The sequence below is a fragment of the Dietzia cinnamea NBRC 102147 genome (genome assembly GCF_001571065.1).
GTDB lineage: Bacteria > Actinomycetota > Actinomycetes > Mycobacteriales > Mycobacteriaceae > Dietzia > Dietzia cinnamea.
This window is the reverse complement of the sequence record NZ_BCSW01000023.1, coordinates 1-14,426: the sequence shown is the minus strand read 5'-3', so window position 1 is coordinate 14,426 and position 14,426 is coordinate 1. Positions and strand designations below refer to the sequence as shown.

The 14,426-nt window shown below is 72.8% G+C and carries 17 protein-coding genes and 1 tRNA gene; 14 read left to right on the top strand and 4 right to left on the bottom strand.

Features of this window, described 5'->3' with window-relative positions; genetic code table 11:
• Window positions 1-172 precede the first annotated feature (172 nt).
• From DCI01S_RS09775 to DCI01S_RS09755, 5 genes are all read left to right on the top strand, one after another.
• Window positions 173-856: a response regulator transcription factor gene (locus DCI01S_RS09775; RefSeq protein ID WP_061229039.1), complete on the top strand. Its 684-nt coding sequence runs from the start codon at window positions 173-175 to the stop codon at window positions 854-856.
• Between the two features lie 14 nt (window positions 857-870).
• Window positions 871-2,247 carry a HAMP domain-containing sensor histidine kinase gene (locus tag DCI01S_RS09770; RefSeq protein ID WP_232302968.1) on the top strand — a complete coding sequence of 459 codons (1,377 nt, stop codon included), beginning with the start codon at window positions 871-873 and terminating at the stop codon, window positions 2,245-2,247.
• Window positions 2,248-2,684: 437 nt separating this feature from the next.
• The gene (locus tag DCI01S_RS09765) at window positions 2,685-3,776 is read left to right on the top strand and encodes a S1C family serine protease (protein ID WP_244881696.1); all 1,092 of its coding nucleotides are present in this window, start codon (window positions 2,685-2,687) and stop codon (window positions 3,774-3,776) included.
• On the top strand, window positions 3,773-4,348 hold the full coding sequence (locus tag DCI01S_RS09760) for a MogA/MoaB family molybdenum cofactor biosynthesis protein (RefSeq protein ID WP_061229037.1): 576 nt from the start codon (window positions 3,773-3,775) through the stop codon (window positions 4,346-4,348). The genes DCI01S_RS09765 and DCI01S_RS09760 overlap by 4 nt, the downstream gene beginning before the upstream one ends.
• Window positions 4,345-4,557 carry a hypothetical protein gene (locus DCI01S_RS09755; RefSeq protein ID WP_061229036.1) on the top strand — a complete coding sequence of 71 codons (213 nt, stop codon included), beginning with the start codon at window positions 4,345-4,347 and terminating at the stop codon, window positions 4,555-4,557. Before DCI01S_RS09760 ends, DCI01S_RS09755 begins: the two co-directional genes overlap by 4 nt.
• 130 nt (window positions 4,558-4,687) lie before the next feature.
• On the opposite strand, the gene mscL is transcribed toward DCI01S_RS09755, so the two are convergent.
• From mscL to DCI01S_RS09735, 4 genes are all read right to left on the bottom strand, one after another.
• Entirely contained in the window at window positions 4,688-5,116 is a 429-nt protein-coding gene (gene mscL / locus DCI01S_RS09750) for a large conductance mechanosensitive channel protein MscL (protein WP_007632160.1), read from the bottom strand.
• A gap of 94 nt (window positions 5,117-5,210) precedes the next feature.
• On the bottom strand, window positions 5,211-5,687 hold the full coding sequence (locus tag DCI01S_RS09745) for a hypothetical protein (RefSeq protein WP_061229035.1): 477 nt from the start codon (window positions 5,685-5,687) through the stop codon (window positions 5,211-5,213).
• Window positions 5,688-6,082: 395 nt separating this feature from the next.
• Window positions 6,083-6,469, bottom strand: coding sequence for an FmdB family zinc ribbon protein (locus DCI01S_RS09740; RefSeq protein WP_061229034.1), 387 nt, complete (start codon window positions 6,467-6,469; stop codon window positions 6,083-6,085).
• A gap of 37 nt (window positions 6,470-6,506) precedes the next feature.
• Window positions 6,507-7,133 (bottom strand): 5-formyltetrahydrofolate cyclo-ligase, encoded by a 627-nt coding sequence (locus tag DCI01S_RS09735; RefSeq protein WP_061229033.1) that lies wholly within the window; start codon window positions 7,131-7,133, stop codon window positions 6,507-6,509.
• A 65-nt stretch (window positions 7,134-7,198) separates the two neighbouring features.
• On the opposite strand from DCI01S_RS09735, the gene DCI01S_RS09730 reads away from it, so the two are divergent.
• The 9 genes from DCI01S_RS09730 to DCI01S_RS09690 form a co-directional block, all read left to right on the top strand.
• Window positions 7,199-8,098 carry a UTP--glucose-1-phosphate uridylyltransferase gene (locus DCI01S_RS09730; protein ID WP_061229032.1) on the top strand — a complete coding sequence of 300 codons (900 nt, stop codon included), beginning with the start codon at window positions 7,199-7,201 and terminating at the stop codon, window positions 8,096-8,098.
• Between the two features lie 64 nt (window positions 8,099-8,162).
• Entirely contained in the window at window positions 8,163-9,422 is a 1,260-nt protein-coding gene (gene glp / locus DCI01S_RS09725) for a molybdotransferase-like divisome protein Glp (protein WP_061229031.1), read from the top strand.
• 17 nt (window positions 9,423-9,439) lie between these two features.
• Complete coding sequence (locus DCI01S_RS09720) at window positions 9,440-10,099, top strand: GNAT family N-acetyltransferase (RefSeq protein WP_082767729.1); 660 nt, start codon at window positions 9,440-9,442, stop codon at window positions 10,097-10,099.
• A 120-nt stretch (window positions 10,100-10,219) separates the two neighbouring features.
• The gene (gene sepX, locus DCI01S_RS09715) at window positions 10,220-11,455 is read left to right on the top strand and encodes a divisome protein SepX/GlpR (protein ID WP_061229030.1); all 1,236 of its coding nucleotides are present in this window, start codon (window positions 10,220-10,222) and stop codon (window positions 11,453-11,455) included.
• Window positions 11,456-11,578: 123 nt separating this feature from the next.
• Window positions 11,579-11,651 (top strand) — tRNA-Ala (locus tag DCI01S_RS09710).
• 75 nt (window positions 11,652-11,726) lie between these two features.
• Entirely contained in the window at window positions 11,727-13,019 is a 1,293-nt protein-coding gene (locus DCI01S_RS09705; protein ID WP_061229029.1) for an alpha/beta hydrolase fold domain-containing protein, read from the top strand.
• The gene (locus DCI01S_RS09700) at window positions 12,976-13,359 is read left to right on the top strand and encodes a DMT family transporter (protein WP_082767725.1); all 384 of its coding nucleotides are present in this window, start codon (window positions 12,976-12,978) and stop codon (window positions 13,357-13,359) included. Before DCI01S_RS09705 ends, DCI01S_RS09700 begins: the two co-directional genes overlap by 44 nt.
• The gene (locus DCI01S_RS09695; protein ID WP_061229028.1) at window positions 13,359-13,676 is read left to right on the top strand and encodes a DMT family transporter; all 318 of its coding nucleotides are present in this window, start codon (window positions 13,359-13,361) and stop codon (window positions 13,674-13,676) included. Before DCI01S_RS09700 ends, DCI01S_RS09695 begins: the two co-directional genes overlap by 1 nt.
• Before the next feature lie 134 nt (window positions 13,677-13,810).
• The coding region (locus tag DCI01S_RS09690) for an oxidoreductase (RefSeq protein ID WP_497463101.1) at window positions 13,811-14,426 on the top strand (616 nt) is incomplete at its 3' end.

Below are 14,426 nucleotides of genomic sequence, written 5' to 3'. Positions count from 1 at the left end.
TGAGCGCTGTCAGTCGATTACTGCGGCGCTGGCAAGCGCCGCACGCACACGCCGGTCACGAGCCCGGCAGGTCCCCACGGACCTGCCGGGCTCGTCCGCGTCGACAGCGGGTCCGCGTCCGGCTGAGCGGTTCCTCAGCCGGGATTCAGGCGGGTGGGCGAAACTTGCCTCCATGAAGATTCTCGTGGTGGACGACGACCAGGCCGTACGCGAATCGCTCCGACGCTCTCTCACGTTCAACGGGTACGACGTGGAGCTGGCGGGCGACGGGGTCGAGGCGATCGAGCGGGTCGACGCCAACCGGCCGGACGCCGTGATCCTCGACGTCATGATGCCGCGTCGCGACGGCCTCGAGGTCTGCCGAATCCTACGTAGCCGCGGCGACGACCTCCCCGTGCTGATGCTCACCGCGCGGGACGCGGTCTCCGAACGTGTCGCCGGTCTGGACGCCGGTGCTGACGACTACCTCCCCAAGCCGTTCGCGCTCGAGGAGCTCCTGGCCCGCCTGCGCGCGCTTCTGCGTCGCCGAGGCCCCGACTCCGGGGAAGCCGACGAGGTCCTCGAGTTCGAGGACCTGCGCATGGATCTGGCGACCCGCGAGGTCAGCCGGGGCGAACGTCGTATCCAGCTCACCCGCACCGAGTTCTCCCTGCTGGAGCTGCTCATGCACCACCCGCGCCGGGTGCTGACCCGCAGCCACATCCTCGAGGAGGTGTGGGGCTACGACTTCCCGACGTCGGGTAACGCGCTCGAGGTCTACATCGGCTACCTGCGTCGCAAGACCGAAGGTGAGGGCGAGAGCCGGTTGATCCACACCGTCCGCGGTGTGGGATACGTGTTGCGCGAGACGCCGTAGTGCCGGCCCGCGCGATGCGGACGAGAACCGCCCCGATCTCTCTGCACCAGCGGGTCACGTTGCTGGCCGCGAGCTCGGTCGGGGTCGCGGTGGCCCTGATGGCCGTCGCGGCCTACTTCGTCGTGTCGGGGTCGATGTACAGCGATGTCAACAGTCGGCTGCAGCAGCAGGCCGATCAGCTGGTGAACAGTCAGTTGGCCTCCGAGTTCGCACTGCAGTCCCGCAGCACCCTCATCGCGCTGCGTGCGTTCAACCCCAACCTCGACGCCCAGATCGTGGCCCCCTCCGGTGTACGGACCGCGACCGGCGAGCCGTTCCAGATCGGCGGGCCGGAGATCTCGGTGGTACGAGGTGAGTCCGATTCGAGCCTGCGGACCTCCGGCGGCAAACAGATCTACGCTGTCGGCGTCCGGGACGGCTCGACGCTGATCCTCGCGCAGGATCTCGGCCCCACGCGCGCGGCGCTCAACCGACTGGCGATCGTGTTGACGCTCGTCGGCGCGGCGGGCATCGCCCTCGCCGCCGTGGCCGGGACGGCCGTGGGTCGCACCGGGCTGGCACCGGTCGCGCGCCTTACCCGGGCGGTGGAACGCATCGCCCGGACGGACGACCTGCGGCCCATCCCCGTGGCCGGTGACGACGAGATCGCGCGCCTCACGAGCAGTTTCAACCAGATGCTCGTGGCCCTGGGGGAGAGCCGCGAACGCCAGGCCCGCCTCGTGGCGGACGCGGGCCACGAACTCAAGACCCCGCTGACGAGCCTCCGGACGAACGTCGAACTGCTCATCGCCGCGAGCCGCCCCGGCGCGCCGTCCATCCCGGACGCGGATCGCAGTGCGCTCGAGGTGGACGTGATCGGCCAGATCTCCGAGCTCAGCCAACTGGTCGGGGATCTCGTCGAGCTCGCCCGGGAGGACTCCGGCGAGGTCGAGCTGGAGCCGGTCGCCGTGTCGGAGGCCGTCGAGCGGGCACTCGAAAGGGTGCGCCGCCGTCGGCACGACGTGGAATTCGACGTCGAGTTGACGCCCTGGTATTCGTATGGCGACTCTGCGGGGATCGAGCGTGCGGTGCTCAACGTGTGCGACAACGCGGCCAAGTGGAGCCCCCCGGACGGCACGGTGACCGTGCGGATGCGGCTCGTGTCCGACGCGGTGATGGAGCTGACGGTGTCGGACCAGGGCCCCGGAATCCCCGAGGAGGACAGGGAGCTCGTGTTCGAGAGGTTCCACCGGTCCCGCGAGGCCCGCGGCATGCCGGGTTCCGGTCTGGGGCTGGCGATCGTGCGCCAGGTGACGACCCGGCACGGCGGGACGGTGGAGATCGGTGACGCCGAGGGCGGTGGCGCGCAGGTGCGCCTCACCCTGCCGGGCAACGAGCAGTTCCCCAACTGACCGACGTCGGATGCTCTCGCCGCCCGGCCCGGGTGGGTTTCAGCGGACACACAGGGCGGTTCAGCGGAAGCACAGCGTGGTCGGGGATCATGGTGGCCATGGAGAACGAGAACGGTCGGGGCCCGGGAGACCGGGGCCCCGGAGACGAATGGGCGCCCGGATCGCGCGCAGGCCTCGGCGGATCCCCTCAGTGGCAGCCAGGACAGAACCCGTACACGGGCCGCGACCCGAATGCCGGCCGGTTTCCCCTCGGCGAGCAGCGTCCGCCCGGACCCGGTGGGCCGGCTGGCCCGGCCGGGGCGGCTGGCCGGCCTCAGGGATGGGGCGACGGCGCCCGCGCCACCGCGGCGTTCCCCCCGCAGCAGGCGCCGGGTCAGGCCGGCCCCGCGGGCGCCGGGCCCGCGACGGGCGCGCCCTTCGCGGGTGGACCGGAGCACGTGGGCGGCGAGCCCGGGTCGGCGTCAAACAAGTCCGGTACGGGGCTCGTCGTGGCCGGCATCGTGGCCGCGATGCTCGTCTCGGGCGGACTGGGCGGGTGGATCGGCGCGACGGTGGCCGGAGGGTCGGGAGAAGGACTGTCCTCGCCCATCAGCGCCACCCAGCCGGTGGGTCAGGCGCCGGACGGCACGGTCGAGGCGGTCGCCGACAAGGTACTGCCGAGCGTCGTCTCGATCGACGTGCGCTCCCAGACCGGGCGGGGCGAGGGGTCCGGGGTCGTGCTCACCGCGGACGGGCTCATCATCACCAACAATCACGTCATCGCGATGGCCAGCGCCGGCGGCAGCATCCAGGTGCGCTTCGATGACGGCTCCAAGGCGCCCGCGAGCATCGTGGGCACCGACCCAGCGACGGACATCGCGGTCATCAAGGCCGAGGCTCCCCGCCCGCTGACGCCGATCGCGCTCGGCACGTCCGCCAACCTGAACGAGGGCCAGGCCGTGGCCGCCATCGGCTCGCCGCTCGGGCTATCCGGGACTGTCACCACCGGCATCGTCTCGGCACTGGAGCGCCCGGTTCGAGCCGGTGGCGCTCAGTCCGATCAGAGCACGGTGATCGACGCGATCCAGACCGACGCCGCGGTGAACCCCGGCAACTCCGGTGGCGCCCTGGTCAACATGAACGGCGAGCTGATCGGCATCAACTCGGCCATCGCGTCACTGGGCTCGGGCAACTCGGGTTCGATCGGGCTGGGGTTCGCCATCCCGGTGGACCAGGCCCGCCGGATCGCCGACCAGCTCATCAAGCAGGGCTTCGCCACCCGGGCCGTGCTCGGCGTGACGGTGAGTGACTCCCCGGCCGGAGACGGCGCGCTGGTGCGGTCGGTCGAGCCGGGCGGCCCGGCTGACCGTGCGGGCATCGAGGAGGGCGCCATCGTCACGCGGGTGGGCGAGCGGCTCATCGAGAACGGGGACGCGCTCGTCGCGGCGATCCGGTCCCGCGCTCCGGGGGAGACGGTGTCCGTCACCTATGCTTCTCGTGAGGGCGAACCGCCGAACACCGTCGACGTTGCACTGGGAGAGGCCAGATGAGCACCAGATTCGATCCGAGGGCGCTGCCCGGAGGCCGCAAGCTCCCCACGAACGTGGACTTCGACCCGACGGCCGTAGAGCCGCCGGAGCCGGCGATCGCCGGCCGCGCGATGGTCGTGGTGGTTACGGACCGTATGCCCGAGCGGGAGGACTTCATCGGTCCGCTGGTCACCGAGCTCCTCGAGGAGGAGGGCTTCCTCGTGGGCGGCGTCGTCGGCGTGGCGGCCGACGAGTCCGAGGTCCGCAAGGCGCTCGAGACCGCGGTCGTCGGCGGGTTCGACTTCGTCGTCACCATCGGCGGGACCGGCGTCGGCCCCCGCGACATCACGCCGGAGGTCACCGAGGAGATCCTCGACCAGCGACTGCCCGGCATCGCCGAGGCCATCCGCTCATCCGGCCTCACCGCGGGAGCCGTCGACTCGATCGTCTCCCGCGGGCACGTGGGCGTCTCCGGCAGCACGGTGGTCGCGAACCTCGCGCCGAGCCGGGCCGCCATCCGTGACGGGATGGCCACGCTGTGCCCGCTCGTGTCATACGTGGTCGCGCAGCTGTCGGGCTTCGACGGTCTGTGACCGGCGCGCGGGGCTCCGAGGGCGATCGGCGGGCCGGCACCTGGGGGACCACTCCCGGGAGCGCCGACCGCCGCGCCGCGGACCGCAGGCGCATCGACGAGGTGTTCGGCGACACGCTGCCGGAGACCACCTCGGACGAGGCGCGCGGGAGCGACACCCGACTCCGGGACGACTGGTGGCGCGAGCAACGCCCGCCTCACCACGACTGAGCCCGTCCCTCCGCGACTGAGCCCGTCCCGCGGCGACTGGCCTCACCCGGCAGGGCCGGCAGCGCGGATCGGCGGCCCGCCCGGCTGCGCCCCTCAGGCGCTCCACCGCTCCGGCGCCCGAGCGACGCCGTCAGGACTCGTTGGTCGGGTTATCAGGGTCGGAGGGGTGGGCGAGCGGCCGCCCGGCGAGCAGGTCACGGATCTCCACGAGGAGTTCGTTATCCGTGGCGGGGGCCTCGATGCCCTTTCGGCGGGCGGCGGCCTCCTTCATCTTGTTCATGGGGCCCACCAGCACGAAGTAGATGATGGCGGCGATGAGCAGGAAGTTGATGACCGCCGAGATGAGCGCCCCGAAGTCCATCAGCGTCTCGGGGTTGTTCTCCAGGAGCTGCACGGCGAAGCCGATCTCCTTGTCCCCGCCGAGCAGGGCGATGAGCGGGTTGATGATCGCGCTGGTGAACGCGTCGACGATGGACGCGAAGGCGGTGCCGATCACGACGGCCACGGCCAGGTCGATCACGTTGCCCTGCATGATGAAATCGCGGAAACCCTTGAGCATCGCTCGCCCCTGTCAGATGTAGTCACCGTGCTGCCGAATCGGCACGGACGATATTAGCAGGACACGCCACCGTGGAATACCCGCGCGCGGCGGCTCAGCCGTGCACCACGACGGCCAGTGGGCTCGTGGCGGCCGTCGCGGCGAGGTGGGAGGCGAGCTCCTCGGGGACTTCGACCAGCACGGACCGGGCGCCCGACCGTCCGGCCGGGGTGTCGCGCACCCGGGCCGCCCGCGCGACGACGAGATCGGCCGCAGCGGCGTGAGCACCGGGGTCGTGGGCGTCGGCGTCGATCGTGGAGACGAGGTCCACAAGGTCTCCGGGCTTCAGCAGGTCGGCCACGGCGGGGTCGGCGAGGGCGACGGGTACCACCCGCACAGGTCGCGCCGGGCCGCCGCCGGGGGCAGCGGTGACCGCGGCGGCGACGTCGGGCGGGGGACCGGGGGTCTCCGCGGGATCGGACCGTCCGACGAACGGTGCTGCCACCACGAGCGCGGCCGCGAACGCCATCCGGGCCGTGCGTCGCCGCCGCCATCGCCCGGGCGTGGTCACCGAGGCGATGGTGCGGCGCATGGGGTCCCCCGTCGGTCGGCGCGCCCGCGGCGCGAACAGCGATGCCGCCGTCGCCCGGCGGTGTCGGTCAGACCGTAGCCGCAGGCTCCGGGCGACGGCCGCGCCGCGAGCGTCCACGCGAGAGACCTGTGGAGGCGGACGGGGGTGTGGAGAAACGCCCCGTCACGACCGTCGGGTCGGGAAGCAGCGGGGCTACGAGCCCGGGGCAGGTGGGTAGCGGACTTTTGATGCAGAACGTCGCGAACACAGCCGCCCCCGCCATGGCGTCTCGCCCTCCCCGAAGAGCGGGCGAGACGCCATGCGGGGGAGCGGCTGCGTTGCGGGTGTTCAGGCGTAGGAGCGAGGCGCCATGCCCGGGAGCGGCCGCCGGCAGGGGGAGTCGACTTCGAGGCCGGTTACGACGACGAGGACGACGACGAGCTGGACGAGCCCGAGGACGAGCCGGCACCGGCGGTCGCGCTCGAGCCCGAACCGGACCCCGATCCCGAGGACCCGGAGGGCGAGGACCCGCCGCTCGACGAGCCATTCGAGGAGCTGCCGTTCGAGGAGCCGCCCGAGGAACCGGACCCGGACGAGGCCGAGCCGGACGACCCGCCCTCGCCGGCGCCGCGGCTGTCCGTGCGGTAGAAGCCGGAGCCCTTGAAGACGACACCGACCGTGTTGAAGAGCTTGCGCAAGCCGCCGTTGCACTGCGGGCAGACCGTCAGCGAGTCCTCGTCGAAGGACTGCTGGATGTCGAAGGCGACGTCGCAGTCGCGGCACCGGTAGGAGTAGGTGGGCATCTGGCCTCCCGAGACGTATCGGATTGTGATTGGCACTCTACTCCGGCGAGTGCCAAGTTCCGAAGTCGAGAACGCCGTCCGGCGTGATCACGCCGTGTACGGGGCGGTCGTGGGCCTCGGCGGGGATGTGCTCGAGGACGTTCTCCGTGTCGGCCAGCGCGAGGAGTCGGGTGCGGGGGCCGACCAGTGCGAGCGAGCGGTCGTAGTAGCCGCCGCCCCGCCCGAGCCGCGTCCCGGAGCGGTCGACGGCCACGGCCGGCACCAGCACGAGATCGGCGTCGGCGATGCGCTCGGGTCCCTCCGGCGGTGCCGACGGCACGAGGATGCCGAACCGGCCCCGGACCAGGTCCGCCGGCCCGGCGTACGTCGCCCACTCCACCGGGCCGCGCGCCGGGGAGACGGGCAGCAGCACCCGCGCACCGCGGCGCGCCAGCTCCTCCGGCAGACCCCGTCCGCCGGCCTCGTCGTCGTCGGGCACGTACGCACAGACGACCATCCCCGCGGTGACGATCCCCGCCAGGTGGTCGAGGATCGCCCGGTCCCGCCGGACGCGCACCGGCGCGGGCACGGCAGCGCGGCGCGCGAGGACCTCCCGGCGCAACCGTGCCTTCACGGTGGCGTCGGTGGTGGGCCCCGCGCCGACGTCGGGGTCGTCCTGCGACATGAGCCACAGTCTGCCGCGCGTGGCGTCACACGTGGGTGCCGGGTACGCGGTCTAAGGTGGTCGCCATGACGTCCGACACCTCACCCGCGCCGCAGTTCCGGACCGCCGTCGTCCCGGCGGCCGGTCTCGGGACCCGGTTCCTGCCCGCCACCAAAACGGTGCCCAAGGAGCTCCTGCCCGTCGTGGACACGCCGGGGATCGAGCTCATCGCCGAGGAGGCCACCGAGGCGGGGGCCGGGCGGCTCGCGATCGTCACCTCAGAGCGGAAGGTCGGCGTGATGGCGCACTTCGCCGAGGACTCCGTCCTCGAGGACACGCTCGAGGGCCGCGGCAAGGATGTATTGCTGCACAAGGTCCAGCGCGCGCCCGGGCTCATCGAGGTGGTCGACGTCCGTCAGGACGAGCCCCTGGGGCTGGGACACGCGATCGCGCAAGTCGAGTCGGTCCTCGGCGACGAGGAGCAGGCCGTGGCCGTGCTGCTGCCGGACGACCTGGTCCTGCCGTTCGGGATCCTCGGCCGGATGAACGCCGTCCGCGCCGAGCGCGGCGGCAGCGTGCTGTGCGCGTTCGAGGTGGACCCGGACGACGTCTCCTCCTACGGCGTGTTCGAGGTGGAGGACACCGACGACCCGTCGGTGAAGAAGGTGCTCGGGATGGTCGAGAAGCCGGCCGCCGAGGACGCGCCCTCCCACCTCGCCGCGGCCGGGCGGTACGTGCTGGATCGCGCGATCTTCGACGCGCTGCGTCGGACCGAGCCGGGCGCGGGCGGGGAGATCCAGCTCACCGACGCGATCGACCTGCTCATCGGCGAGGGACACCCCGTGCACGTGGTGGTCCACGACGGTACGCGGCACGACCTGGGCAACCCGGGCGGCTACATCAAGGCCTGCGTGGACTTCGCGCTGGACAACCCGGCGTACACGGACGACCTCCGCGAGTGGCTCGCGGACAGACTGGGGTCGTAACCCCTTTTTCACTGGTGAGGCGGGCCCGCTCGCGCGGGTGACGGGTACGGGAAAGGAGCACCTGGTGCGCTCCGTCGAGGAACAGCTTGCTCTGGTGACGGCGGCCGCGGTCGCCCCGCGCCCCGTGCGCGTGGCCATCTCCGAGGCGCAGGGCCTGCTGTGTGCCGAGGAGGTCGTGGCCGAGCGCCCGCTCCCGTCGTTCGACCAGGCCGCGATCGACGGCTATGCGGTGCGCAGCGTCGACGTCCGGCCCGACGGCCCCGGCGACCGGGGCGGTGACGCGCCGGACGGCCCCGTGGCCCTGCCCTTGGTCGGCCAGATCACCGCCGGCTCCCGCCAGCCCATCCGGCTGCAGCCCGGTCAGACCGTGCGCGTCGACACCGGCGCGCCGCTGCCGACCCTCGCCGACGCGGTCCTGCCGGTCGGCTGGGCCGCCCCCGACGGCCGGCAGATCGTCCCGACCCGCACCGTCCGCACCGGTGACTACGTCCGCCGCATCGGCGACGACGTCCAGCCCGGCGACGTGGCCGTCCGCGCCGGCAGCATCATCGGTCCCGCCCAGGTCGGCCTTCTCGCCTCCGTCGGCCGCGCCAAGGTGCTCGTGCACCCCAAGCCGCGGATGTCGGTCATCTCCGTGGGCGACGAACTCGTGGACGTCGACGGCCGACCCGGCACCGGGCAGGTCTACGACGTCAACTCCTACGCCCTCACCGCCGCCGGCCGTGACGCCGGTGCCGACGTCCACCGGGTGGGCATCGCCAGCACCGAGCCGTCACGACTGCGCGAGGTGCTCGAGGGTCAGCTCGTCCGCAGTGAACTCGTCGTGGTCTCCGGCGCCGCCGGCGGAGAGGCCACCACCCGGATCCGCCAGGTCATGGCCGAGCTCGGGCAGATCGAGGTCAACCGTGTCGCCATGCACCCCGGGTCGGTGCAGGGCTTCGGCCGGCTCGGTCGCGACGAGGTCCCCACCTTCCTGCTGCCGTCCAACCCGGTGAGCGCGCTGGTGGTCTTCGAGATCATGGTGCGGCCCCTCATCCGCATCGCGCTGGGCAAGCGTCAGCCCATGCGCCGCACCGTCCGCGCCCGCACGGTGGCGCCGATCTCGTCGGTCGAGGGGCGTCGCGGCTACCTGCGCGGGCAGCTCATGCGCGACACGGACACGGGCGAGTACCTGGTCCGCGCCCTCGGCGGTGCCCAGGGGTCCTCGACGCACCTGCTCGCGTCGCTCGCGGAGGCCAACTGCCTCGTCGTGATCGATCCCGGCGTCACCGCCGTGAGGGCGGGTGACGAGGTCGACGTGATGTTCCTCGCCCAGCGGGGGTGAACCGGGGCGTGAGCGGCGTGTGGGACGCGTTGACCGCCGACACGGCCGCCCACCCCGGGTGGCCCCTCGAGGCGGGGCCGCTGCGCGTGCCCGCGGGCGTCGTCACCCTGAGGCCGGTACGCCGACGGGACGCGCGCGCCTGGTCGGCGCTGCGGCTGTTCGAGCGGGACTACCTCGAGCCGTGGGAGCCGACCGTCGAGGGCCGGTGGCACGAGAACAACTCCCCGCGCGCCTGGCCTCCCATCCACGCCCAGCTCCGACGCTACGCCCGCGCCGGAGCGACCCTCCCCGCCGCCATCGAGCTCGACGGCCGCTTCTGCGGGCAGCTCACCGTGGGCGGCATCGTCCGCGGCGCCCTGCACTCCGGGTGGATCGGCTACTGGGTCGGCCGCCCGTTCGTCGGCGGCGGGGTGGCCACCGCGGCGCTGGCACTGGGCGTGGACCACGCCCTGGGGCCGGGTGCTCTGCACCGCGTGGACGCGACCGTCCGACCGGAGAACACGGCCAGCCGCGTGGTGCTCGAGAGGTGCGGATTCCGCGAGGAGGGGCTGCTGCGGCGCTACCTCCACGTGGACGGCGCGTGGCGCGATCATCTCCTGGTCGCCCGCACCCGCGAGGAGCACGGCCGGGGCGCGGTGGCGGCGCTCGTCGAGGCCGGCCGGGCCCGGCGCGCCTGAGGATGTCCTGAGCATCGTGACCTGCGGCGCGCCGCCGCTTCACGGGGCTCGCGCGCCGTTACGGTTGGATCCTCACCACGACGTCCCGAGTCGGGGTAGACGCTCGAGGAGGCCTGATCGATGTCGAGCTCGCTGCTGATCATCCTGCTGGTGGTGGTCTGGCTGTTCGTCCTCGCGCCAATGCTCATCCGGTCGCGCAATCCCATCCGCCGCACCGGTGACGCGCTGGCGCAGACGCGCACGCTGTACTCCGGCGGTTCCCGCCGCCTGGTGCCCAGTCGTGGGCGCGCCGCGGCCGATCCCGTGCAGGCCGAATCCGAGGAGTCCGTTTTCGGACTGCCGACCGGGGCCGGCGCGACGGACGCCGAGCTGCTCGACACCGAGACGTGGGAGCACCTGCTAGAGCAGACCCTGCGCCGCGAGGCCGCGGGCCGCCGTGGCGAGGCCGTGCGCCGCGCCATGGAGGAGCGGCGCGCCGCCGCGACCGCGGGCGAGCGTGCCCACGGCGGCGAGCAGACCTCGGAGGAGATCACCTCGGAGATCCCGGCGGTCGTGGTGGCGGACGAGAGCGACTCCGTGCGCGCGGTGGCCTCCGTGTCGGAGCAGAGCGCGTTGGTGGTGGCCGCCGAGGTCGGTGACGTGCGAGTCGGAACCGACGTCCGTGCGGGAGACGCCGGCGTGGACGCGGACGAGGACGCGCGGCGGCCCGTGGTCGTCGACGGCGAGCTGGTCGAACGCTCCGCGGGGGAGCGGCCGGCCGGGCCGACGGGTCACGCCGAGGACGCGGCGGGCATCGACGAGGAGGCCGTGCTCACCCACCGGGGTCGTCGGCGGCCCGCCGCGCCCGAGGTGGAGCTCACCGACGCCGATCTGGACTTCGCCGAGCGGCGTCGTGGGCGCGGGGCCTACGACCCGATGGCGGACCGGCAGGCCGCCGAGCAGCGCGCGCACGCCCGGCAGCGTACGGCCCTCATCCTCGTGGGCCTCTCGGTGGTCGCCGTGGTCCTGGCCCTTCTCACCGTCCCCGCCGTGTGGTGGTTCGCCGGCGGCTCCGTCCTGCTGCTCGCTGCCTACCTCATGTACCTGCGCCGTCAGGTGAAGCTGGAGGAGAGCCTGCGCCGCCGCCGCATCGAGCGCATGCGTCGCGCCCGGCTGGGCGTGGAGTCCCGCGAGGACGATGAACTGTCGATCGTGCCGCCGCGGCTGCGCCGGCCCGGTGCGGTGGTGCTGGAGATCGACGACGAGGACCCTGCGTTCGACGTGCTCGACACCCACCGCGAGGACCTGGACACCGACCCCGGTCACCACGATCAGCGGCGTCGTCACCGCGAGCCGCTGCGGCGCGCGGTGGGCTGATCGGACCCCCGATTTGGTCGGCTGCCCGACCATACTGGTAAGGTATTCCACGCTGCTCGAGAGGGCGGCACAGCCTCTTGGAAGAGTTCGGAAGAGGGGCATCGCGGCCCGCGAGGGCGGCGAGGGGCTATAGCGCAGTTGGTAGCGCGTCTCGTTCGCATCGAGAAGGTCAGGGGTTCGATTCCCCTTAGCTCCACCCAAGGACTTCGAGTTCAGAGGCCGTTTCCGCGCAAGCGGGGACGGCCTTTCCGCTATCCGGGGAGGTGCGGTAGTGGCACGTCGAGATGGCAGTGCGGTCGGCCGGGCGGCTCCGGTCCGCGCGCGGTTCTCGGCCGACCCCGCCGACGTCCTCGCACTCGCCGCCGACCCCGCACGGTGGCGCGAATGGGCGGGCCCGATCCCGATCTGGTGGGTGCACCGGCACCTGGGCCGCGTCACGGTCCGCGCGCGTCCCGACGGCGGCGGAGAACTCGAGTGGAGCCTGCCGGCGCGGCCCACCGCTGGGCTCCCGCGGCCGGTTCTACGGGCCATCCTCTCACTGCTCGCGCGGCGGCTCGTCACCGAGGCCGACCGGCGGATCGCCGTCACCCGTCGGCCCAGCCTGCCGGCACGGTTCCAGCGCGCCGGCCTGCAACTGGTCGTCCGGCCCGTCCTGACCATCGCGCCCTTCGACGAGAAGTGGATCCGGGCGCTGCGGGCGGTCGCGACGACCGCGTCCCGGGCGACGGGGGCGCGCCGGCGGACGCGGCCCGCGCACGGTGCGCCGGTGCCGGGTCTGTGGATCGACGGGGCGGACGACGCGCCCGGCCTGCTCGTGCTGCACGGGGGCGGCTATGTCGCCGGCTCGTCGGACACGCACGCCACCATGGCGAAGGCGTTGGCCCGCCTCGCCGGGGCGACCACGTACGTGCCCGACTACCGGCTGGCGCCCGAGCACCGGTACCCGGCGGCACTCGACGACGCGGAGGCCGCGTTCCGGCACCTCGCCGAGCACGTCGGCGGCGCCGAGAGGGTCGCGATCGCCGGCGACTCGGCGGGCGGCGGCCTCGCGCTGGGACTGCTCGACCGTCTTCGCGGAGGCGGCGAACGACCGGCTGCTCTGGCCCTGATCAGCCCTTGGGTCGACCTCACCGAGCCCCTCGGCGGGGAGCGATCCGGCGGTGCCCTCGATCCGCTCATGCCCCCGTCCATCGCCGCCGACTGTCGCGACGCCTACGCGGGCGACACCCCGGTCGACGACCCGGGGATCTCCCCGGCCCGCCGGCCGCTCGACGCGAGTGCGCCGGCGGTCGCGATCGTCTGCGGGGGAGACGACTTCGTGGTCGACGACGTCCGCGGCTTCGTCGACGCGAGCACCGCGCGGGGAGCGACCGTCGATCTGCGGGTGTGGCCCGGGATGGTCCACTGCTTCCCCGTGGTCGCCGGGACGCCCGAGGGCGCGTCGGCGCTCGCCGTGCTGGCCGGACACATCCGCACGGCGGTGACGGCGACCGCGGTGGACGCCGATACAGTTGGCCCCCGTGACCGAGGGGACTATCGCGTCCGGGAGACGACCGACCGGTAAGTGGCTGAACCTGGCCGCGGCGATCGTCTGCGAGGTCGCGGGGTCGCTCGCACTCAAAGGCGCGCTGGACAGGCCCGCGCTCTACGTCGTGGTGGTGATCGGCTACCTCGGCGCCTTCGTGTTCCTCGCCCGGACCCTGAAGGCGGGGCTGCCGCTGGGCGTGGCCTACGGCATCTGGGGAGCCACCGGCGTCGCGCTCACCGCGGGCCTGTCCGCGCTGATCTTCGCCGAGCCACTGACCCCGCTGATGGTGGCCGGTATCGCGGTCATCATCGCCGGCGTCCTGTGCGTCGAACTCGGATCCCAGCGCGCTCGCGCCCGAGCGGTAGGGGCCGCGTGATGGCGTGGGGTTACCTCGTCGTCGCCATCTGTTGTGAGCTCGCGGCGACCCTCTCCCTCCGCAAGGCCGTCGACGACGCGCGGTGGTACGCCGCCGTCGCGCCCGGGTACCTGATCGCGTTCGTGTTCCTGTCCCTCACGCTGGCCGCCGGCATGCCGCTCGGCGTGGCCTACGGCATCTGGACCGCTGCGGGCGTCGCGCTGGCCGCGGTGTTCAGCCGCCTGCTGTTCCGCGAGCCGCTCACGCCGCTGATGGGTGCCGGGATCGTCCTCATCGCCTGCGGCGTGCTGCTCGTCGAACTCGGCGCGGACGCCTGACCGCGGTTAGGCGACCCTATCCCCCGCAGGTAGGCGGGGTGTGCCGCACGCGCCCGTCGAGAAACCTGCACACGGTGTGCATAAGCGCAGGCCAAGGCCGTGACAGCGCCACTAGAACGGGTTACATTCTGCGTATGACTCTCGCGCCCGGAACCCCCGCCCCCGACGTCTTCAGCCCCGGAAAGATCGGCAACGTCACGCTGCGGAACCGCATCGTCAAGGCCGCCACCTTCGAGGGCCGGTGTCCCCGTGGGCGGATCACCGACGAGCTCATCGAGTTCCACACCGAGTACGCCCGAGGCGGGGTCGGTATGACGACCGTGGCCTACCTCGCCACGTCGCCCGAGGGTCGCACCGATAAGCACCAATATCACTGGGGTATGGACGACGGCGGGATGCTGCGCAAGCTCACCGATTCGGTCCACAACGAGGGTGCCGCGATCTCCGCCCAGGTCGGCCACGCCGGTGCGGTCGCCAACGGCGCCTCCAACGGGATGACCCCGCTCGGTCCGTCGCGCATCCCCGCGCCCACCGGCCTGGCCATCACCAAGGCGTGCACCCTTGCCGATGTCGACCGGATCGTCGAGGACCACGTCCGGGCTGCGCGCGGCGCCTACGAGGCCGGTTTCGACGCCATCGAGGTGCACTTCGGTCACAACTACCTCGTCAGCGAGTTCCTCAGTCCGAGGCTCAACCGCCGGAAGGACGAGTACGGCGGGTCGCTGGAGAACCGCGCCCGCTTCGCCCGCC